Annotated in this window: 16 protein-coding genes, 1 pseudogene and 1 riboswitch; of the genes and pseudogenes, 11 read left to right on the forward strand and 6 right to left on the reverse strand. The window is 60.8% G+C overall.

Translation table 11 applies throughout. The features are described from left to right. The first annotated feature begins 154 nt into the window (after positions 1-154). Positions 155-412 carry a hypothetical protein gene (locus HBO12_RS06550; protein WP_169956395.1) on the forward strand — a complete coding sequence of 86 codons (258 nt, stop codon included), beginning with the start codon at positions 155-157 and terminating at the stop codon, positions 410-412. Between the two features lie 134 nt (positions 413-546). Here HBO12_RS06550 and HBO12_RS06555 read toward each other — a convergent pair whose 3' ends face one another. Further along, entirely contained in the window at positions 547-1710 is a 1164-nt protein-coding gene (locus HBO12_RS06555; RefSeq protein ID WP_170041746.1) for a 1-acyl-sn-glycerol-3-phosphate acyltransferase, read from the reverse strand. A 143-nt stretch (positions 1711-1853) separates the two neighbouring features. Between HBO12_RS06555 and HBO12_RS06560 the strand changes: the two genes are divergently transcribed. From HBO12_RS06560 to HBO12_RS06570, 3 genes are read left to right on the forward strand one after another with little or no spacing between them, the layout of a single operon-like run. After that, entirely contained in the window at positions 1854-2036 is a 183-nt protein-coding gene (locus tag HBO12_RS06560) for a CPXCG motif-containing cysteine-rich protein (protein ID WP_170041952.1), read from the forward strand. Between the two features lie 12 nt (positions 2037-2048). After that, a complete protein-coding gene (locus HBO12_RS06565; protein WP_029297781.1) occupies positions 2049-2309 on the forward strand; it encodes a putative signal transducing protein in 261 nt (86 codons plus the stop codon). Positions 2310-2345: 36 nt separating this feature from the next. Next, positions 2346-2966, forward strand: coding sequence for an SOS response-associated peptidase (locus HBO12_RS06570; protein ID WP_169956388.1), 621 nt, complete (start codon positions 2346-2348; stop codon positions 2964-2966). 130 nt (positions 2967-3096) lie between these two features. Here the strand turns inward: HBO12_RS06570 and HBO12_RS28680 are convergent, their stop codons facing one another. Continuing rightward, complete coding sequence (locus tag HBO12_RS28680) at positions 3097-3939, reverse strand: methyl-accepting chemotaxis protein (protein WP_463671607.1); 843 nt, start codon at positions 3937-3939, stop codon at positions 3097-3099. A gap of 15 nt (positions 3940-3954) precedes the next feature. After that, positions 3955-5334 (reverse strand): annotated as a pseudogene (locus HBO12_RS28685) (methyl-accepting chemotaxis protein); the annotation flags it as partial. 123 nt (positions 5335-5457) lie between these two features. On the opposite strand from HBO12_RS28685, the gene HBO12_RS06580 reads away from it, so the two are divergent. Then, positions 5458-6276, forward strand: a complete 819-nt coding sequence (locus HBO12_RS06580) for a M48 family metallopeptidase (RefSeq protein ID WP_169956384.1) — start codon at positions 5458-5460, stop codon at positions 6274-6276. 126 nt (positions 6277-6402) lie between these two features. Here the strand turns inward: HBO12_RS06580 and HBO12_RS06585 are convergent, their stop codons facing one another. The 3 genes from HBO12_RS06585 to HBO12_RS06595 all read right to left on the reverse strand — a co-directional run bounded on the left by HBO12_RS06585 (position 6403) and on the right by HBO12_RS06595 (position 9243). Next, positions 6403-6987: a TMEM165/GDT1 family protein gene (locus HBO12_RS06585; RefSeq protein ID WP_057438151.1), complete on the reverse strand. Its 585-nt coding sequence runs from the start codon at positions 6985-6987 to the stop codon at positions 6403-6405. Positions 6988-7075: 88 nt separating this feature from the next. Beyond that, positions 7076-7197, reverse strand: a riboswitch (yybP-ykoY riboswitch). A gap of 50 nt (positions 7198-7247) precedes the next feature. Beyond that, positions 7248-8246 carry a class I SAM-dependent methyltransferase gene (locus HBO12_RS06590; RefSeq protein WP_169956382.1) on the reverse strand — a complete coding sequence of 333 codons (999 nt, stop codon included), beginning with the start codon at positions 8244-8246 and terminating at the stop codon, positions 7248-7250. 31 nt (positions 8247-8277) lie between these two features. After that, complete coding sequence (locus HBO12_RS06595; RefSeq protein ID WP_170041748.1) at positions 8278-9243, reverse strand: 2-hydroxyacid dehydrogenase; 966 nt, start codon at positions 9241-9243, stop codon at positions 8278-8280. Between the two features lie 84 nt (positions 9244-9327). On the opposite strand from HBO12_RS06595, the gene HBO12_RS06600 reads away from it, so the two are divergent. The 6 genes from HBO12_RS06600 to HBO12_RS06625 all read left to right on the forward strand — a co-directional run bounded on the left by HBO12_RS06600 (position 9328) and on the right by HBO12_RS06625 (position 20659). After that, positions 9328-9957, forward strand: coding sequence for a LysE family translocator (locus tag HBO12_RS06600; RefSeq protein WP_169956378.1), 630 nt, complete (start codon positions 9328-9330; stop codon positions 9955-9957). Positions 9958-10103: 146 nt separating this feature from the next. After that, entirely contained in the window at positions 10104-11786 is a 1683-nt protein-coding gene (locus HBO12_RS06605; protein WP_170041749.1) for a fatty acid--CoA ligase, read from the forward strand. 334 nt (positions 11787-12120) lie between these two features. Further along, positions 12121-13992 carry a DUF1302 domain-containing protein gene (locus tag HBO12_RS06610; RefSeq protein WP_170041750.1) on the forward strand — a complete coding sequence of 624 codons (1872 nt, stop codon included), beginning with the start codon at positions 12121-12123 and terminating at the stop codon, positions 13990-13992. Between the two features lie 42 nt (positions 13993-14034). Beyond that, positions 14035-15399, forward strand: coding sequence for a DUF1329 domain-containing protein (locus tag HBO12_RS06615; RefSeq protein WP_169956372.1), 1365 nt, complete (start codon positions 14035-14037; stop codon positions 15397-15399). A 259-nt stretch (positions 15400-15658) separates the two neighbouring features. Then, positions 15659-18397: a LuxR C-terminal-related transcriptional regulator gene (locus tag HBO12_RS06620; RefSeq protein ID WP_170041751.1), complete on the forward strand. Its 2739-nt coding sequence runs from the start codon at positions 15659-15661 to the stop codon at positions 18395-18397. 72 nt (positions 18398-18469) lie between these two features. Then, positions 18470-20659 (forward strand): OsmC domain/YcaO domain-containing protein, encoded by a 2190-nt coding sequence (locus HBO12_RS06625; RefSeq protein ID WP_169956368.1) that lies wholly within the window; start codon positions 18470-18472, stop codon positions 20657-20659. Positions 20660-20661 lie beyond the last annotated feature (2 nt).

Raw genomic sequence — 20661 nt, forward strand, 5'->3', positions numbered from 1 at the left:
AGAGTGGCTTGTTAAGGTGACGTTCAGGTGACGCTGTAAATTACTCGATACATTAGTCGTCAATGGGGGAGGGAGCTGTGAGGCGCAGGAGGGCGCAATTCGTTCAGGTTTGTATCTGAATGGATACCTGGTCACTGTTACACCGAGGTTTTTGATGTCGCTGCCGGCATTATTGCTAAATACCGCTGCCTTGTTGATCGCCTGCCCAGGCGCCGGGCTGTTGTTTGTGACCCGCCTGCGCGAGCAGCGGGCGATGGCTCGACTCACCGCGCAAAGTGAAGATCGAGCGATTGATCAACCGATGTTGTTCCTGGATGTGCGTACCGAGCGCAGTCATCGCCTTGGCTACCGCCTAGGGTTTGCCTGTATCGGGCTGGCGCTTGTCGTCTCTTGGCTCAGCACTCAATTGTAAAAATACCCAAAACCAATGTGGGGGCGGGCTTGCCCGCGATAGCAGTGGGTCAGTCAAATAGTTATCAACTGACCCACCGCTATCGCGGGCAAGCCCGCTCCCACGTTGTGTTGTGTGTTATTCAAGCTGTTGGGTTACAGGGGGATCCCGGCCTTTACCCGATACTGATTACGCACCGGCGTCGCATATTGCAGCATCAGGTACGGTCGGTGCTCCGCCGGGCAGGCATTCAGTCGTCGCTCCCACTCCGCTTTCGCCTTGGCCAACTCATCCGCCGGGAACACCTCGGCAGCCGTCGGCACCTGCAATTGCGGGTCGGCGTCGCTCCACTGTGCGTATGCCAGGTAATGCACCGGGAACAACCGATACCCGCCGAGAATCTGCCGGTCCATCTCGGTGGCCAACAGCTTGGTGTCTTCAAAGCGTTCGGTAATCGGTGGCGCAAAGTTGATATGGACCCGGCCCTTGTAACCGGTGATGCCCAGGGCAATGCTCACGTCATCTTCACCGGGCGCCTTGGTGTAGGTGCCGGTGGTGGCGCGGATATACAGCTCGCGAGCCTTGGCCGCATCGCACGGGTCGTATTCGTAGCTGATGGACACCGGCGTCAGGTTCAGCGACAGGATGACGTCGGCGAACGGCTCTTCCTTGCGGCTCATATGGAACATCTTGAGGATCGCCGACTCGGTGCGATCATCCCCATCCTTGGCGCGGCCTTCGGCCTGGGCGATCCAGATCGACTGGCAGTCATTGCGGATCGAATGGTTGATGTAGGCCGACAGCAGCTGATACGCCGCCATCTTCTCGCGTCGCCCGGTGATGGAGCGATGCACGATAAAACTCTTGTTCAGGCGCATCAGGTCGCTGACAAACGGCTTCTGCAGCAGGTTGTCACCGATGGCTATCCGCGGTGTTGGCAGGCCGGCGTGGTACACCGCGTAGTTGACGAAGGCCGGGTCCATCACGATATCGCGGTGGTTGGCCAAAAAAACATAGGCCGTGCCGGACTTGAGCTGCTCGACCCCGGTATAGGTGACGCCGTCGGTCGCCCGATCAATGGTGTGGTCGACGTAAAACTCGACTTTGTCCTGCAAGGTGGCGACGGTGGTGACACCGGCGAACTCACGGCGCAGCTTCTGGGCGATCAGCGGCTTGAGCAGCCAGCCAAAGGCGCCGGCAAAGCGCGGGAAGCGAAAGTGGGTCAGGATGTCCAGAAAGGCCTTGTCACTGAACAGCCGGGCCAGCACTGCCGGGACTTCGCTGTCGTTGTAAGGTCGGATGGTATCGAATTCGCCCATCATGCTCTCTTGTTAGAAACGGCTAGGGTAAGTAAAGGTTTGGATCGATAAGTGACAGGGCGAGGTCTGAACAAATGGCATCAAACGAAAAAGCCCTGCAAATAGACCGGCGATTATACGCACAAGTCACCTGGGAGACCGCGATGCTCGAAAGTGCGCTGTACGATTGTCCTTATTGTGGTGAACGGATCGAGACAAGCGTCGATTTGTCCGGTGGCGACCAGAACTATATAGAAGACTGCCAGGTGTGCTGTCGGCCGATCATTTTCGACCTGCAGGTCCACGGCGATGAATGGATGCTCGAAGTGCACAGCGAGAATGAATAGGGGGGGGCGGCCATGCAACGAATCTACGAGCCGGAAAACCTGATGGAAGGCGAGTTGCTGCAACAAATGCTCGCCAGCGAAGGCATCGACGCCCATCTGGTGGGGCGCCATCTGCTCGGTGGCACGGGTGAACTGCCGATCTTCGGCCTGTTGGGCCTGGAGGTGGAGAACGACCAGGCCACCTACGCCCGCGAGTTGATCACCGCCTATATCGGTGCGCAACCGCTGCCCGGCGATGAACCCGACAGCTACCCCGACGTGCTGGTCTGTTAGGCTGTCGGCCGGTTTACCCAAGAGTCGTGTTGCCCCATGTGTGGACGTTATGCCCTGTTTCGCTGGAATCCCGCCTTTGCTGCCTTGCCGGGGTTCCCGGCGGATCAACAGGCCCAGTGGAATATCTCCCCCAATGATTCAGTGCTGATCCAGCGCGCCACCGATGGCCAGCGCACCCTGGCGCGGGCACGTTGGGGGCTGACGCCGCCGTGGCTGACCGATCTGTCCCGCACGCCGGCCCACGCCCGCGCCGAAACCCTGGCCGAACAGCCGATGTTTCGCGAGGCCTTTCGCCTGCGCCGGTGCCTGCTGCCAGCCAATGGCTTTTATGAATGGCGCGGCACCCAGCGCAAGCGGCCGTACTGGCTCACGCCGGGGGAGGGCTCGACGCTGTTTTTCGCAGCGATCTGGGAGGCCTACCCGGTGCAGGAGCAAGTGTGGCTGAGCGCGGCGGTGGTGACCCAGGCGGCGCAGAGCCAGCGCCGGCCGTTGATTCTGGACGCGGCGGGGCAAGCGGCCTGGCTGGATCCCGAGACGCCGTTGCATGTGTTGCAGGGCTTGCTGGCCAGCGAGCCGGCGGCGTTGCGTGAGCGGGTGCTGGCTAACATGGTCAATGATCCGAAGCTCAATGGGCCGGAGTGTTTGACCCCGGGTTGAGACTGGGAGTTGTGTGGGGGATTCGCTGGCGCCATCGCAGGCAAGCCAGCCCCCACATTTTGATTTGTGAATACCTTCAAATGTGGGAGCTGGCTTGCCTGCGATACGGCCCCAAACGCCACTGAAACCTTCAGACCTTGAACTGATTGATCAGCCGCCGCTGCTGCTCCGCCAACTGGGTCAGCCCCGCACTGGCGGCACTGGACTCATCCGCCCCGCCCGCCACCTCATTGGCCACCTGGCCAATATTGATCACATTGCGGTTGATGTCCTCGGCCACCGCGCTCTGTTCCTCCGCCGCACTGGCAATCTGCGTATTCATGTCATTGATCACCGACACGGCCTGGGTGATGGTCTCCAGGGCCTGCGCGGCCTTGGCGGCGTGTTGCACGCTTTCATCGGTGCGCTGCTGGCTGTCTTCCATGACCTGCACCACATCCCGCGTGCCTTGCTGCAATTGCTGGATCATGGCCTGGATTTCTTCGGTGGCCTTCTGGGTTTTCTGCGCCAGGTTGCGTACTTCGTCGGCCACCACCGCAAAACCTCGGCCCTGTTCGCCGGCCCGGGCGGCTTCGATGGCGGCGTTCAGGGCCAGTAGGTTGGTTTGCTCGGCAATGCCGCGAATGGCAATCAGGATCGCGTTGATGTTCTCGCTGTCCTTGGCCAGGGCCTGGACTACCGTCACCGCCTTGCCGATCTCCAGGGCCAGGGCGCCGATGGAGGTGGAGGTGTCGCGCACGATCTGCATGCCCTGGCTTGCAGCCTGGTCGGCATGGGTGGCGGCCTGGGCTGCCTGGGTGGCATTACGCGCCACGTCCTGGGCGGTGGCGGTCATTTCGTGCACGGCCGTGGCGACCTGGTCGATCTCGACCATTTGCTTGTGCACGCCCTGGTTGGTGCGGATGGCAATGTCGGCGGTGTGTTCCGACGAGTCGCTGACCTTCTGTACCGAGTTCACCACCTGGCTAATCATGCCCTGCAGCTTGATCAGGAAGGTATTGAAGCCGGCGGCAATCGCGCCCAGTTCATCGGCGCGGTCACTGGTCAGGCGACGCGTCAGGTCGCCTTCGCCCTGGGCGATGTCATTGAGCATCGCCACCATTTGCTTGAGTGGGCGGGCAATGCCGTGGCCCACCAGCCAGATCACCAGCAGGCCGATGCCGGCAATCAGCAGGCCGACCATGGTCATGCCGAAGATATCGGTCTTGCGCTGGGCATCCAGGTCGCCTTGCAGGGTGTGCAGGTCGGCCATTACCGCGCCCAGGGGCAGTTGCAGCATCAGGGTCCAGCGCGCATCGGTCTGGCCGATATTGAAGGGCAGGAACAACTCGATATGCCCGTTTGCCTGGTCGATGTCGTAACGCACGTCACCGACCTTCAACTGGCCGAGGTTCTCCAGTTCATTCTGGTCGAGCAGGTCGCTGGCCTTTTCCCCCAGTTTGCTCGGGTCCTTGGTGTAGGCCACCAGGCGGCCGTTGCTGGAAATCAGTGCCATTTCGCCAGCGCCGTTGTAAAGCTTCTGGTCGGCGGCGGTGAGCATTTCCTGGATGAAATTGACCGACAGGTCGGCGCCGACAATGCCCTGGAACGCGCCGTCGATCATGATCGGTTCGATAAACGAGGCCAGCATCACCGTGGTGTTGCCCACGCGATAGGGCGCCGGGTCGATGGCGCAGGGCTTCTGGGTTTCCTTGGAGCAGAGGTAGTACTCGCTGGCGCGAATGCCGGTGGCGAGGATTTTCTGGTCGGTCAGGTCGGCGAGTTTTTCTAGGCCCAGGCTGCCATCCTGGTTGCGGAACCACCAGGGCATGAAGCGCCCGTTGGCAGGTTCTACGCCGACGACGGCGGTGTTCAGGTAGTTGGCGTCATTGTGGTCGATGGCATTGGGTTCCCAGGCGATATAGGAACCGAGGATTTTCGGGTTGCGTACCACCGTTTCGTGCAGCAGGTTGATCAGTTGTTCACGGCTGACCTGCAGCGGGGTCGCGCCGTTTGCGTCCTTCATGCCCATCAGCGCATTGGTGGTGGCCAGGCCTTTGGCGGTCACCAGCGGCGCTTCCAGCTCGCGCTGGATCAGCGTGGCCTGGGTTTGCGCCAACGCCGTAAGGCGTTGCTCGATGATTTGCTCGAATTGCGCCTGGGTGCGGTCCTGCACCATCTCTTGGGTCCGTGCGCCGGCGAACAGCGCGTACAGCACCAGGGCCGCCACGACACTCAGGACAATGGCCCCGGCCAACGCCGCGACAGAAAACTGAATCGACTTGAATTTCATGAAGGCTCCGGGCGCTTGGGGGGGCATGATCTGCCTTTGTGTATCGGCCACAGGCCACGCAGACATGAGGCGCTGCCCTGCAAAAGAACCAGGCATGTCGTTTATAGAATGGTCGTGGGCGTCGGTGGCCTCTGAAATTAGCGGTTAAGCGTCAGGTGTATCTGGCGCCGATACATGAGAGGGCCTACGATACGCGCCATGTTTTCAGGGAGAATGTGCATGAAAAAATCATTGGCGGTAACGGCATTGAGCGCAGCCTTGCTGCTCGCCGGTTGCCAGTCGGTCAACACCACCAGCGGCGGTGCCGTGGGTGTGGAACGCAAGCAGTACATGTTCAGCATGCTGTCGAGCCAGGAAGTCGACCAGATGTACGCGCAGTCGTACCAGCAGACCCTGGGCGAAGCCAGTGGCAAGGGCCTGGTAGACAAGACCAGTGCCAACGCCAAGCGTGTGCAGGCCATTGCCAAGCGCCTGATCGCCCAGGCCCCCACCTTCCGTCCGGATGCGGCGCAGTGGAAGTGGGAAGTGAACCTGATCAAGAGCGACGAGATGAACGCCAACTGTGGGCCTGGCGGCAAGATCTTTGTCTACAGTGGCTTGATCGACACGCTCAAGTTGACCGATGACGAGCTGGCGGCGGTCATGGGCCATGAAATTGCCCACGCCCTGCGTGAACATGGCCGCGAAGCCATGTCCAAGGCTTACGGCATCGAAATGGCCAAGCAGGGCGCTGGCGCATTGTTGGGCCTGGGCCAGGACAGCATGGCGCTGGCCGACACCGTGGCCAACTACGGCATGACCTTGCCTAACAGCCGCAGCAATGAGAACGAAGCCGACCTGATCGGCCTGGAGCTCTCGGCCCGCGCCGGTTACGACCCGAACGCGGCGATCACGCTGTGGAACAAAATGGCCAAGGCTTCCGAAGGCGCACCGCCTGAATTCATGAGCACCCACCCGGCCTCCAGCAGCCGGATCGCCTCGTTGCAGGCGGCGATTCCCAAGGTGATGCCGCTGTACCAGCAGGCCAAGAAGTCCTGATAATCCAGACCTTGTGAAGGTCCAAAAGTGGGAGCGGGCTTGCTCGCGATAGCGGTGGTTCAGTTAATTAATACGTGACTGATACAGCGCTATCGCAGGCAAGCCAGCTCCCACATTTGTAAAGGGTTACAACCAGCCGCTGCTTTGCATGGCCTTGTACACCGCCACCAACGCCAGGATGAAGAACGCCGAAGCCGCCAGGCGCCGAATCAAGGTCAACGGCAGTTTCTCCGCCGCGAAATTCCCCGCCAGAACCACCGGTACGTTGGCAATCAACATGCCCAGGGTGGTGCCGATAATCACCAGCCACAACTCGGGGTATTGCGCCGCCAGCATCACCGTGGCGATCTGCGTCTTGTCACCGATTTCAGCGATAAAGAACGCAATCAGGGTGGTCAGGAACGGCCCGAACTTGCGCGAGGTGCTGGCTTCATCATCGTCGAGCTTGTCTGGCACCAGGGTCCACAGGGCCGTGGCGCAGAAGCTCGCGGCGAGGATCCAGTGCAGCACCGCATCCGAGAAGAAACTGCCAAACCAGGCACCCACGGCACCGGCAGCGGCGTGGTTGGCCAGGGTCGCGGCGATGATGCCGGCGATGATTGGCCAGGGTTTGCGAAAGCGTGCGGCGAGGATGAGCGCGAGCAATTGCGTCTTGTCGCCGATTTCGGCCAAGGCAACGATTGCGGTAGGAACGAGAAGTGAATCCAGCATCAGGTAGGTTTCCAGGGGCGGGTCGACACGGCTATGACACGTACAGCCTTCCCGCCCCGGGTAAGGTGTGCGTGTCATAGGTCTTGTCAAACCCCGGTCCGTCTGTGCGGACTCCTGGGTCGCATACGCCATGGTCTGCTGACCAAGTATGTTGACGTATGCCGGACGAGCATGTTGCTCGTGGGAGACTACTCCCCTAGGACGGAGCGGATTCTGCCTTGGCAAAATCCATTCGGCAAGCCTTCTTTTTCAAACGCCCGTCAGCCGCGCTTGGCCCGATAGATGCGAAAACCCTGGCCCTCGGCCTTGACTGCGCACACGCCCAGGTGCTCTTCGATCAGCGGTTGATACTTCAGGAAGCTATTGGCGACTAGCCGAAGTTCGCCGCCGTTTTTCAGATGTTGGCGTGCTTTTCGCAACAGGTTTTCCGTAGCGAAATAATCCGTGTGTACCCCGACATGGAACGGCGGGTTACTCAGAATCGCATCCAGGCCCATGGGCGCGGCGTCGATGCCATCACCGGTCAGCACTTCGCCTTCCAGGCCATTGGCCTCCAGGGTCAGGCGACTGCTAGCGGTAGCAAAGGCGTCCACATCAAGCAGGGTCACGGTGTTGTGCGGGTAGCGCCGCTTGACCGCCGCGCCCAACACGCCGGCGCCACAGCCGAAGTCCAGCAGATGACCGCTGGGCAGTTTGTCCAGGTGTTCGAGCAACAGCGCGGTACCGCGATCCAGGCGGCCATGGCTGAACACGCCCGGCAGACTGACGACCTTGAGCGGTCCGTCGGCCAGTGGCACTTCAAACACCTGGGCCAGGCTCGCCAGTTCCGGCGCCGCCGGAGCATCGGCCACGGTGGCCAGCCACAGCTGGCAGTGCCGTGCGTTGTCGAGCTTGCGTGGTTTGCCGAAGGCGTTCAGTTGCTTGGCGGCGCTTTCGATGCCGCCGCGTTTTTCACCCACCAGGTACAGCTCGGCGCCTGGCAGCCGTGCCGCGACGGCCTTGAGGATGTAGTCGGCCAGATCCTTGGACTTGGGCAGGAACACCACCGCCGTGTCGAATGCGCGTTGCGGCACATCGACCCCGAAATGGCTGCGCTCGGCAAACCGCGCATCCAGCGCTGCCTGGTCGCCCGCATGCCAGCACCAGCCATGGGCATTGGGCAGGCGGCCCAGCAGGTCATCGGCGGGCAGGCCGGCCAGCAACACGTTGCCTTGAAAAAGTTCGGCCTGACGAAGCAGTACTTCACTGCGCGGATCCATGGTCTGCTCCCTGAAAAAGGAGCGCAGTTTATCAACTGACGACGCGCTGCGGTGCTCCGCTGAAAAAGCCCCGGGCGTTTTCAGTCAATTGGCCGACGATCCGTTGCCGTGCTTCGCGGCTGCCCCAGGCACTGTGTGGCGTGATGATCAGCCGTGGGATGTCGCTGGCCAGCAGCGGGTTGCCGGTGGTCGGCGGTTCGACGCTCAGCACATCGCTGGCCGCCCCGCCCAGATGACCGCCGCGCAAGGCGTCTGCCAGGGCCTGTTCATCGATCAGGCCGCCGCGCGCAGTGTTGACCACGAACGCGCCCGGCTTGAGCAGCGCCAACTCACGGGCCCCGATAAAGTGGCGCGTGTGTTCGTTGAGTGGGCAATGCAGGGTCAGCGCATCGATCTGCGGCAGCAGTTCGTCCAGCGGCACCCGGTCTGCACGGGCCGGGCGGCCGGGGATAGCGCCCAGTAGCACGCGCATGCCAAACGCTTGGGCCAGGCGCGCGACGGCGCCGCCCAACTCGCCATGGCCCAGCAAGCCCAGGGTTTTGCCTTCCAGCTCGACAATCGGGTAATCCAGCAGGCAGAACTGCTTGGCTTGCTGCCACAGGCCGGCGTCGACGTCTTTTTGATAGTCCTTCAGGCGTGTGGCGAGGTTGAGCAGCAGCATGATCGTGTGTTGCGCCACCGATGGCGTGCCGTAACCCTGGCAGTTACTAACGGTAATGCCCTGGGCGCGGGCAGCGGCCAGGTCGACGTTGTTGGTGCCGGTAGCAGCGATCAGGATCAGCTTCAGCTCGGGGCAGGCGGCCAGAGTCTGGGCGTTGAGCAGGATCTTGTTACTGATCGCTACCTGGGCACCTTGCAGGTGTTCGACCACCTGATCGGCCGAGGTCTGCTCACACAGCTGCAAGTCGCTGAACGTCTCGCGCAATTCGCTGAGGTCGAGGTCTCCCTGGTCCAGGGAAGGATGATCAAGGAAGACGGCGCGGCGATTGTTCGTCATCAACTGTACCTTTTGCGACAGAGTTCGAAGGCGTAATCTGCCGAGCCTACCAGATGAAATAATCAGTTACTTCTTGGAGTGTGCATGTACCTCACCGAGTTTTTGACCGTGGCGTTGATTCACCTGCTGGCCGTGGCCAGTCCCGGGCCGGACTTTGCCGTGGTGGTACGCGAGAGCGTGACCCATGGCCGGCGCGCCGGTACCTGGACGGCGCTGGGCGTCGGCTCGGCGATTTTTCTTCACGTTGGCTACTCGCTGCTTGGTATCGGCTTGATCGTGTCCCAGTCCATCGTGCTGTTCAACGCCTTGAAATGGGCGGCGGCGGCCTACCTGTTGTACATCGGCTTCAAAGCCCTGCGGGCGCAGCCGGCCAAGCCTGCCGGTGCAGAAGAGCTGCACCGTGAAGTGGGCGAGCGCAGCGCTCGCGGCGCCTTTACCTCGGGCTTTGTGACCAATGGCCTGAACCCCAAGGCCACGCTGTTTTTCCTGTCGCTGTTCACCGTGGTGATCAACCCCCACACGCCGCTGGCGATCCAGGCCGGTTATGGCCTGTACCTGGCGGTAGCCACCGCCCTGTGGTTCTGCATGGTGGCCATGTTGTTCAGCCAGCAGCGCGTGCGCGCAGGCTTTGCGCGCATGGGCCACTGGTTTGATCGGAGCATGGGCGTGGTGCTGATTGCCATCGGTGTGAAAGTGGCTTTCACCGACCGCTGAGTGCGTCATTCGTGAATGAATGCTGGCGCAAAGCTAGCATTCATCCGATTCTGCAAATCATTCCTTCGGCTGATTTGGCCGGCGTGCAAGGTCTCTACAGTGCAAATCCTTTAGCCAAGACCGTGCAGTCATAAAAAGGGATTCGTATGTTGCAGACTCGTGTTATCCCGCCCGCCGAAGGCGCGTACCAATACCCGCTGTTGATCAAACGCCTGTTGATGTCGGGCGCCCGCTACGAGAAAACCCGGGAAATCGTCTACCGCGACAAACTGCGCTACACCTACCCAACCCTGACCGAACGCGTCGCCCGCCTGGCCAATGTGCTGACCGCAGCGGGAGTCAAGGCCGGTGATACCGTGGCCGTGATGGACTGGGACAGCCACCGTTACCTGGAGTGCATGTTCGCCATCCCGATGATTGGCGCGGTGATTCACACCATCAACGTGCGCCTGTCGCCAGAGCAGATCCTGTACACGATGAACCACGCCGAAGACCGCTTTGTGCTGGTCAACAGCGAGTTCGTCGGCCTGTACCAGGCCATTGCCGGGCAGTTGACCACCGTCGACAAGACCCTGTTGCTGACCGATGGCGACGAAAAAACTGCTGACCTGCCCAATCTGGTAGGCGAGTACGAAACCCTGCTGGCCGCTGCCAGTACCCAGTACACCTTCGAGGACTTCGACGAGCACTCGGTGGCCACCACTTTCTATACCACTGGCACCACCGGTAACCCCAAGGGTGTGTATTTCACCCACCGCCAACTGGTGCTGCACACCATCGGCGTGGCGACCATCATGGGCAGCGTCGACAGTGTGCGCCTGCTCGGCACCAACGATGTGTACATGCCGATCACGCCGATGTTCCACGTGCATGCCTGGGGCTTGCCGTATGTGGCGACCATGCTCGGGCTGAAGCAGGTTTATCCCGGCCGCTACGATCCGGAATACCTGGTGGAGTTGTGGCGCAAGGAAAAGGTCACGTTTTCCCACTGCGTGCCGACCATCCTGCAGATGCTGCTCAACGCCAAGGCCGCCCAGGGTGTGGATTTTGGCGGCTGGAAGATCGTCATCGGCGGCAGTGCCCTCAACCGTTCGCTGTACGAAGCGGCCAAGGCCCGTGGCATCCAGCTGACGGCGGCCTACGGCATGTCCGAGACCGGACCGCTGGTGTCCTGTGCCCACCTCAATGAAGAACTGATGGCCGGCAGCGAAGACGAACGCACCACCTACCGGATCAAGGCCGGTGTGCCGGGGCCGTTGGTGGAAGCCGCGATCATCGACGGCAACGGTAACTTTCTGCCGGCCGATGGCGAGTCCCAGGGCGAACTAGTGCTGCGCGCGCCATGGCTCAGCGAAGGCTATTTCAACGAGCCGCACAAAGGCGCCGAGCTTTGGGAGGGCGGCTGGATGCACACCGGCGACGTGGCCACCCTCGATGCCTTTGGCGTGATCGATATTCGCGACCGTATCAAGGACGTGATCAAGACCGGCGGCGAGTGGATCTCCTCCCTGGCGCTGGAAGACCTGGTCAGCCGTCACCCGGCGGTACGCGAAGTAGCGGTGGTCGGGATTGCCGACCCGCAGTGGGGCGAGCGCCCGTTTGCCCTGCTGGTGGTGCGCGAAGGCCACGGGATTGGCGCGCGCGAACTCAAGGAGCACCTCAAGCCGTATGTCGAGCAGGGCCACCTGAGCAAGTGGGCGATTCCAAGTCAGATTGCCATTGTTACGGAAATTCCCAAGACCAGCGTCGGCAAGCTGGACAAGAAGCGTATCCGGATCGACATCATCGAATGGCAGGCCAATAACAGCACCTTCCTCTCCACGCTCTGACCCCTCCTGCCGTGCCCGCCCGGGCACGGCAATGCTCTATTACAGGCCTTCGCCTTGTTATTTGCGTAATTTGAGCCATTCTCTTTCGCGTCAGCCCTCGCTGACATGGCGAAAGGGCTGTCGCAGACGGGTTGGTGATGCAAATCACACTTTAGAGGGATCAAGCGCTACCCCCTGCTGGCTATAGTCCCTCCCAGAGTTTTTCAAGGATGCGGCGCTGCGGTCCGGGTGGTCCGGCGGCAGTCTGGCATTGGAATCGTTGTATTCCGGCCGTTACAAGCGTGTTTGAAAAGGCTCACTGCCATAACAATAAAATGCACATGGAGTAGCGTCGATGACCTCAGTAAATCAGTTCTGGCGCCGGGCGAGATTGCCCCTGGCGGTCAGTCTTGCCTCGACCCTCGCCGGGCCCGCATTCGGCGTCAGTTTCAACATTGGTGAGGTCGAAGGCAGCTTCGACTCGTCCCTGTCGGTGGGGGCCAGTTGGGGCACGTCCAAGCCCAACAAGGACCTGATCGGTGCCAACAACGGCGGCAGGGGGCTGTCGCAGACCTCCGATGACGGCCACTTGAACTTCAAGCGTGGGGAGACGTTCTCGAAGATCTTCAAGGGTATCCATGACCTGGAACTGAAGTACGGCGATACCGGTGTGTTTGTGCGTGGCAAGTATTGGTATGACTTTGAACTCAAGGACGAAAGCCGCGAGTTCAAGGACATCAGCGACCACAATCGCAAAGAGGGCGCCAAGTCTTCTGGCGGGCAGATCCTCGATGCGTTCATCTACCACAACTATTCCATTGCCGATGCCCCGGGTTCGGTGCGTTTTGGCAAGCAAGTCGTGAGCTGGGGTGAAAGTACCTTCATCGGTGGCGGTATCAACTCCATCAACCCGATCGACGTGTCTGCGTTCCGTCGTCCGGGTGCCGAGATCAAGGAAGGCCTGATTCCGGTCAACATGTTCTACGTGTCGCAATCGTTGACCGATAACCTGTCGGCGGAAGCGTTCTATCAGTTGGAGTGGGACCAGACGGTTACCGACAACTGTGGGACTTTTTTCTCGCAGCCGGATGTTATTTCCGATGGTTGCAACGACAACCTGCGGGTGCTGAACAAGCGTTCGCAATTCCCGGCAACAGCGATCCCGTTCCTGACGTCCCAAGGGGTCGACATGAACGAAGAGGGTGTGAAAGTCGCCCGTGGACCTGACCGCGATGCACGTGACAGTGGGCAGTTCGGTTTTGCGTTTCACTACAACTTTGAACCGCTGGATACCGAGTTCGGTGCGTACTTCATGAACTATCACAGCCGTGCGCCGATTTTCAGTGGCCAGGGCGCCTCCCAGCGCGTGTTCAACCTTGCCAATAACCTTCCAGCCCCGTTGGCCGGCCTGGCGCCGGTTATTGTCGCGGGTAATTCCAACTATTTTGTTGAATACCCGGAAGACATTCGCCTCTACGGTTTGAGTTTCTCCACCACCTTGCCTACGGGCACGGCGTGGAGTGGTGAGTTGAGCTACCGTCCGAATGCGCCTGTACAACTCAACACCACGGATATCCTGTTTGCAGGTGTTACTGGGGTTAATGGGTATAACAACGCCTCGGTACTCAAGGGGCAGCCTGGGCAGGACTTGCATGGCTATCGCCGCAAAGAAGTCAGCCAATTCCAAACTACCTTTACGCACTTCTTCGATCAGGTCATGGGGGCAAGCCGCCTGACGACCGTGGGTGAGATTGGTGTGACGCATGTCGGGGGGCTTGAGAGTAAGTCTGACGCGCGTTATGGGCGTGACCCGGTGTTTGGGCCAGGCAGCTTGCCCGGCGGTTTCTGTAACCGTCTCAATGCTTCGACCTCCGCTGGTGCCGGGTTGGGTGGCAGTACTGCCGGCTTGAACACCAATTGCAACCAGGACGGCTACACCACCGCCACTTCCTGGGGTTACCGCGCCCGTGCGATCTGGGAATACCCGGACGTCTTCGCCGGTGTCAACCTCAAGCCAAGCGTGGCCTGGTCCCATGACGTCAAAGGTTACTCGCCAGGCCCTGGCGGCAACTTTGAAGAGGGCCGCAAGGCCGTCAGCCTGGGTGTGGATGCTGAATACCAGAACACCTACACCGTCAGCCTGAACTACACCAACTTCTTTGGTGGCGACTTCAGCACGGTGGATGACCGCGATTTTGTCGCCTTGAGCGCCGGCGTGAACTTCTAAGCACACTCTTTAAGCAGTCAGTATTTTCAGGAAGACCAGAACATGAAAATAACCAAAAGTCTGTTGCACGTGGGTGTGCTGGGACTGTCGATCATGGCCAGCAGCGTCATGGCGGCGGTCTCGGCGGATGAAGCCGCCAAGCTGGGCACCACATTGACCCCGATGGGCGCGGAAATGGCCGGCAACGCTGCCGGCACCATCCCGGCCTGGAAAGCCCTGCCGACCAACGCCGGCGCCGTGGATGCCAAGGGCTTCCTGGCCAACCCGTATGCCAGCGAGCAGCCGCAGTTCACCATCACCGCGCAAAACGTCGAGCAGTACAAAGACAAGCTGGCCCCTGGGCAGTACGCGATGTTCAAGCGCTACCCCGAAACCTTCAAGATGCCGGTGTACACCACCCATCGCGGCGCCACCGTGCCGCCGGAAGTGTTCGCCGCCATCAAGAAAAACGCCACCAGCACCAACCTGGTAGGTGGCGGTAACGGCCTGGAAAACTTCGAGACCGCGATTCCGTTCCCGATCCCGAAAAGCGGGGTCGAGGTGATCTGGAACCACATCACCCGTTATCGCGGCGGCAGCGTCACGCGCCTGGTGACCCAGGCCACGCCACAGGCCAACGGCTCGTACAGCCTGGTGTACTTCCAGGATCAGTTCGTGTTCCGCGACAAGATGAAGGACTACGACCCGAAAAACCCGGGCAACATCCTGTTCTACTTCAAGCAGCAAGTGACCGCCCCGGCGCGCCTGGCCGGTGGTGTATTGCTGGTGCACGAGACCCTGGACCAGGTGAAGGAACCGCGCGCGGCGTGGGTCTACAACGCCGGCCAGCGCCGTGTACGCCGGGCGCCGCAAGTGTCCTATGACGGGCCGGGTACCGCTGCCGATGGCCTGCGTACCTCCGACAACCTCGACATGTACAACGGTGCGCCGGATCGCTACGACTGGAAGCTGGAAGGCAAGAAGGAAATCTACATCGCGTCCAACAGCTACAAGCTCGACGATCCGAAGCTCAAGTACTCCGACATCATCAAGGCCGGGCACATCAACCAGGACCTGGCACGCTATGAACTGCGCCGCGTCTGGCACGTGGTCGCAACCCTGAAGGAGGGCCAGCGCCATATCTACGCCAAACGTGACTTCTACATCGATGAAGACACCTGGCAAGCGGCTGTGATCGACCACTACGACGGTCGTGGCCAGCTGTGGCGCGTGGCTGAAGCCCATGGCGAGAACTACTACGACAAGCAAGTGCCGTGGTACGCCCTGGAAACCCTCTACGACCTGCAGTCCGGCCGCTACCTGGCACTGGGCATGAAGAACGAAGAGAAAAAGGCCTATGACTTCGGCTTCACCGCCACCACCAAAGACTTCACCCCGGCGGCCCTGCGCCAGGACGGTGTTCGCTAACGTGCAGTAAACACGTTGGCCTCTGTAGGAGCTGGCTTGCCAGCGATGGCATCACCTCGGTCTATCTGACATACCGAGGCGATGCCATCGCAGGCAAGCCAGCTCCTACATTTGTTTGGGGGGGGGCTGAACATCGCTGGTTATTTCTTGTTGTAGTCTTTTTCAGACAAATGTTGCAAAGATCTACAAAGCGACGGGTTTTAACGCTAGTCTGCGGACATCTGCAATGCCGACCACAGCCTACTACAAGAGCCCGGCGATGACTGATCTGTCCCCAATCCAAGGGCCTGCCAGTGCGGTAATCCCCACGCTGGAAGGGCGCTTCTATCGACCCCCACTGCCTGATGGCTATGTGCTGCGCCCACGCCTTTGCGAGCGCCTGAGCGCGGGCCTGGAGGGCCGTTTACTGCTGGTTAGCGCGCCAGCCGGGTTCGGCAAGAGCTCGCTGGCGGTGGAATTCTGCCAAAGCCTGCCGGATCACTGGCAAAGCCTGTGGCTGGGCCTCAGTGCGCGGGACAGTGATCCGGGGCGTTTCCTTGAGCGCCTGCTGGAGGGGCTGCAACAGTATTTCCCGCAAGTAGGCAGCCAGGCCCTGGGCCTGCTGAAAATGCGTCAGCGCCACCAGCCGTTTGCCTTTGAAGAATGGCTCGATGGCTTGCTCGACGAATTGACCGTCCATCTATCCACACGCACGCCGTTATTACTGGTGCTGGATGACTACCACCTGGCCCAGGGGCCGGTGCTGGATCGCTGCCTGCAATTTTTCCTCAATCATTTGCCTGATGGCTTGTTGGTGCTGGTTACCAGCCGCCAGCGTCCCGACTGGCATTTGGCGCGGTTGCGTTTGTCCCGGCATCTGCTGGAGTTGCATGAGCAAGACCTGCGCCTGACCAACGACGAATCCCTGGCCTTGCTTGACCGCCACAGCAGTTCGTTGCGCGGTGAGGCACTGGACAACCTGATCCGCCGCAGCGAAGGCTGGGTGGCCGGCCTGCGCTTCTGGTTGCTGGCGGCCGCCGAAGCCGGCAGCGAGGCCAACCTGCCCCAAGGCCTGCATGGTGGCGAAGGGCTGATCCGTGACTATCTGCTGGAAGAGGTGATCGATTGCCTGCCGCCGGAAGTCCAGGCGTTCTTATACGACACCGCCTCCCAGGAGCGTTTTTGCAGCGAGCTTTGCGATGCGGTGCGCGAGGCACATGACAGCGCGGAAATCCTGCGTTACCTGCAAGCTCATCAGGTATTCCTGGTGCCGCTGGACGAACAGGGTCACTGGTACCGCTATCACCACTTGTTTTCCGACTTGCTGCGCACCCGGCGCTCGCCGAATGCGATGCTACCGGCCGCCAGCCTGCACTTGCGCGCCTGTCGCTGGTTTAATGCCCAGGGCTTGCTCGATGAGGCCGTGGAACAGGCCCTGCGCGCCGGACATCTGGATGTAGCGGCGAACCTGGTGCAGAACCTGTCTGAAGAGCAACTGCTGGCTGAACAGAATGTCGGCATGCTCCTACGCTGGAAGATGGACTTGCCCGACAGCCTATTGATCAGCACGCCCCGCTTGATCGTGCTCTACAGCTGGGCGCTGGGGCTGGCCTGTCAGTTGGACGCCGCAGAAGAACTGTCCAGCCATCTAAGCCGCTTCCTGCCGGCACCGTCGGCCACGGCGCAGAAGTCGATGCTCGCCCAGTGGCTGGCCCTCAGTGGCATCATTGCCCGTGGGCGCGGCAATCGCGAGCTGACCCAGCTGTATTGCAGCGAAGCCCTGGAAAGCCTGCCGCTCAAGCGTTACGGCCAGCGCTTGATGTGCCTTTCGACCCTGTCGAACCTGGCCATCGTCGACGCCGACCTGTGGCGCGCACGCGGCTTGAATCGCGACTCCCTGGAGCTGGCGCAACGTGTCGGCAACCCGCTGTTCGAGGCCCTGGCCCATTACGATCGGGCGCGGGTGTTGCAGGCGCGCGGGGAAATCCTGCGCTCCCTGGACGAGGTGCGCGAGGGCCTGCAACGCTTGCAGGGCCTGGCGCCCCAGCGCCTGTATGCGGTGCGTGCGCGCCTGTCGCTGTACGAAGGGTTCCTGCTGCTGATGCGTTGCCAGCCCGAAGCCGGGCTGTTGCGCCTGCGTGCCGGGTTAGCCGAGGCTCGCGCCTGCCGGGATATCAGCGTGTTGATCGGCCACTGTGTCATCGCCAACCTCGAGGGGCGCCGTGGTGATTTCCCCAAGGCCTTTGCCGAGCTGGCCGAAGCCGAGCGGCTGATGCATATCTGGGATGTGCCGCCGATTTACTACCTGGCCATGATCACATTGATCAAATGCGAGTTGTGGCTGGCCCAGGGCCGTACGGACCTGGCCGATGCCTGGCTGGCGCGGCTGGGGCAAACCTACAACGGCGACCAGGCTGCCGCCGCCCCGGAGTTTCATCCACATCTGCCGCAACATATCGAATTGCAGCAGGCGGCCCTGGATGCCATTCGTGGCCACGCCGAAAACGCCCTGCGCCGGCTCGATGCACTCGCCCGGCAAGCTGAAGGCAAAGGCCAGCAGATGATCGCAGTGATGGCCCTGAACCAGTACGTGCTGTTGTTGCTGGATGACGGTCAGGCTGCATCGGCCCGCCCGGTTTTTGCCCGCGCCCTGCAAGTGGCGAGCGGCGGTGCGTTGCAACCCTTCCAACGTTTGCTGGAACGTTATCCGGACTGGATGCGCGAGCAGCTGGGCCAGGCGCCGAATGACCTGCTGCGGCAAAGCCTGTGGGCCCTGCTGCCGGTAGTTGCCCCGCGCGAACCGATCGAAATCACCCACACCGGCGAAACCTTGAGCGCCCGTGAGCTGGCGGTGCTGCAGTTGATCGCCCAAGGGTGTTCCAACCAGGAAATCAGCAACCAGCTGTTTATCTCGCTGCACACCGTCAAGACCCACGCCAGCCATATCAACAGCAAACTGGGAGTGGAGCGCCGTACCCAAGCCGTCGCGCGGGCGCAGGAGATGGGGTTGTTGGGGTAAGGGGGAGACTTGCGCCGCAAAAGCCGGATAATGGCGGCCAATTCGTTTGCTCCGCTATTCTGGTAATCCCGCATGGAAATCAAGGTCAATTTTCTCGACAACCTCCGGCTTGAAGCCAAGTTCGACGACTTCACCGTGGTGGCCGACCAGCCGATTCGCTACAAGGGCGATGGCTCGGCCCCCGGTCCGTTCGACTACTTCCTGGCTTCGTCGGCGTTGTGTGCGGCTTACTTTGTGAAGTTGTACTGCAGCACGCGCAATATCCCCACGGACAATATCCGCCTGTCGCAGAACAATATTGTCGACCCGGAAAACCGCTACAACCAGATCTTCAAGATTCAAGTCGAGTTGCCTGCCGATATTTCCGATAAGGATCGCCAGGGCATCCTGCGCTCCATCGACCGCTGTACGGTAAAGAAAGTGGTACAGGCCGGGCCTGAGTTTGTCATCGAAGAGGTAGAAAACCTCGACGCCGACGCCCAGGCGTTGCTGATGCCGGCTTCTGCGTCAGACGCGGGTACCTATATTGCGGGCAAGGACCTGCCGCTGGAGCAGACCATCGCCAACATGTCGGCCATTCTGGCGGGCCTGGGCATGAAGATTGAAATCGCTTCGTGGCGCAATATCGTGCCCAATGTCTGGTCGCTGCATATCCGCGATGCCCATTCGCCGATGTGCTTTACCAACGGCAAGGGCGCGACCAAGGAAGGCGCACTGGCGTCGGCGTTGGGCGAGTTTATCGAGCGCCTGAACTGCAACTTCTTCTACAACGATCAATTCTGGGGCGAAGACATCGCCAACGCGGCGTTTGTGCACTACCCGGACGAGCGCTGGTTCAAGCCGGGCCGCAAAGACGCGCTGCCGACTGAAATTCTCGATGAGTACTGCCTGAAGATCTACAACCGCGATGGCGAGTTGCGCGGTTCGCACCTGATCGACACCAACTCCGGCAATGAAGAGCGTGGTATCGTCTCACTGCCGTTTGTGCGCCAGTCTGACGGCGAGGTGGTGTATTTCCCCTCCAACCTGATCGAAAACCTGTACCTGAGCAACGGCATGAGTGCCGGTAATACCCTGGCCGAGGCGCAGGTGCAGTGCCTGTCGGAGATCTTCGAGCGCGCGGTAAAGCGCGAAATCATCGAAGGTGAATTTGCCCTGCCGGATGTGCCGGCCGACGTGCTGGCCAAATACCCAAGCATCCTCGCCGGTATCCAGGCCCTCGAAGAGCAGGGCTTCCCGGTGCTGGTCAAGGATGCGTCCCTGGGCGGCGAGTTCCCGGTGATGTGCGTGACCCTGATGAACCCGCGCACCGGCGGCGTATTTGCCTCGTTTGGCGCCCACCCAAGCCTGGAAGTGGCGCTGGAGCGCAGCCTGACCGAGTTGCTCCAGGGCCGTAGTTTCGAAGGTTTGAACGACTTGCCGCAGCCGACCTTTGAGGGGCATGCGGTGACCGAGCCGAACAACTTTGTCGAACACTTCATCGACTCCAGCGGCGTGGTGTCGTGGCGTTTCTTCAGTGCCAAGTCCGATTACGCGTTCGTGGAGTGGGATTTCTCCGGCCAGGGCGAAGACTCCAACGCCGAGGAGGCTGCCACCCTGTTCGGCATTCTCGAAGGCATGGGCAAGCAGGTCTACATGGCGGTGTACGAGCATATCGGCGCCAAGGCTTGCCGGATCCTGGTACCGGACTATTCGGAAATCTATCCGGTGGACGACCTGATCTGGGATAACACCAACAAGGCGCTGTTCTTCCGCGCCGATATCTTGAACCTGCACAGCCTGGATGAAGAGGGCCTCCAAGCGCTGGTCGAGCGCCTGGTGGAAAGCGAACTGGATGACTACACCGATATCACCACCCTGATCGGCATCGAGTTCGACGACAACACCGCCTGGGGCCAGTTGACGATCCTGGAGCTGAAGCTGCTGATCTATCTCGCCTTGCAGCAGTTTGAAGAGGCGAAGGAAGCGGTGGAGATGTTCCTGCAATACAACGACAACACCGTCGAACGCGGCCTGTTCTACCAGGCGGTGAATGCAGTGCTGGAGATGCAGTTGGACGAGGATTTGGAACTGGAAGACTACGAGGCCAATTTCCGCCGGATGTTTGGCAACGAGCGCATGGACGCCGCCATTGGTTCGGTGGATGGCAGCGTGCGCTTTTATGGCCTGACCCCAACCAGTATGAAGCTGGAAGGGCTGGACCGGCACCTGCGGTTGATCGACAGCTACAAAAAACTGCACGCGGCACGGGCCAACAGCTAGAA

This window comes from Pseudomonas sp. WS 5059 (genome assembly GCF_012985525.1).
GTDB lineage: Bacteria > Pseudomonadota > Gammaproteobacteria > Pseudomonadales > Pseudomonadaceae > Aquipseudomonas.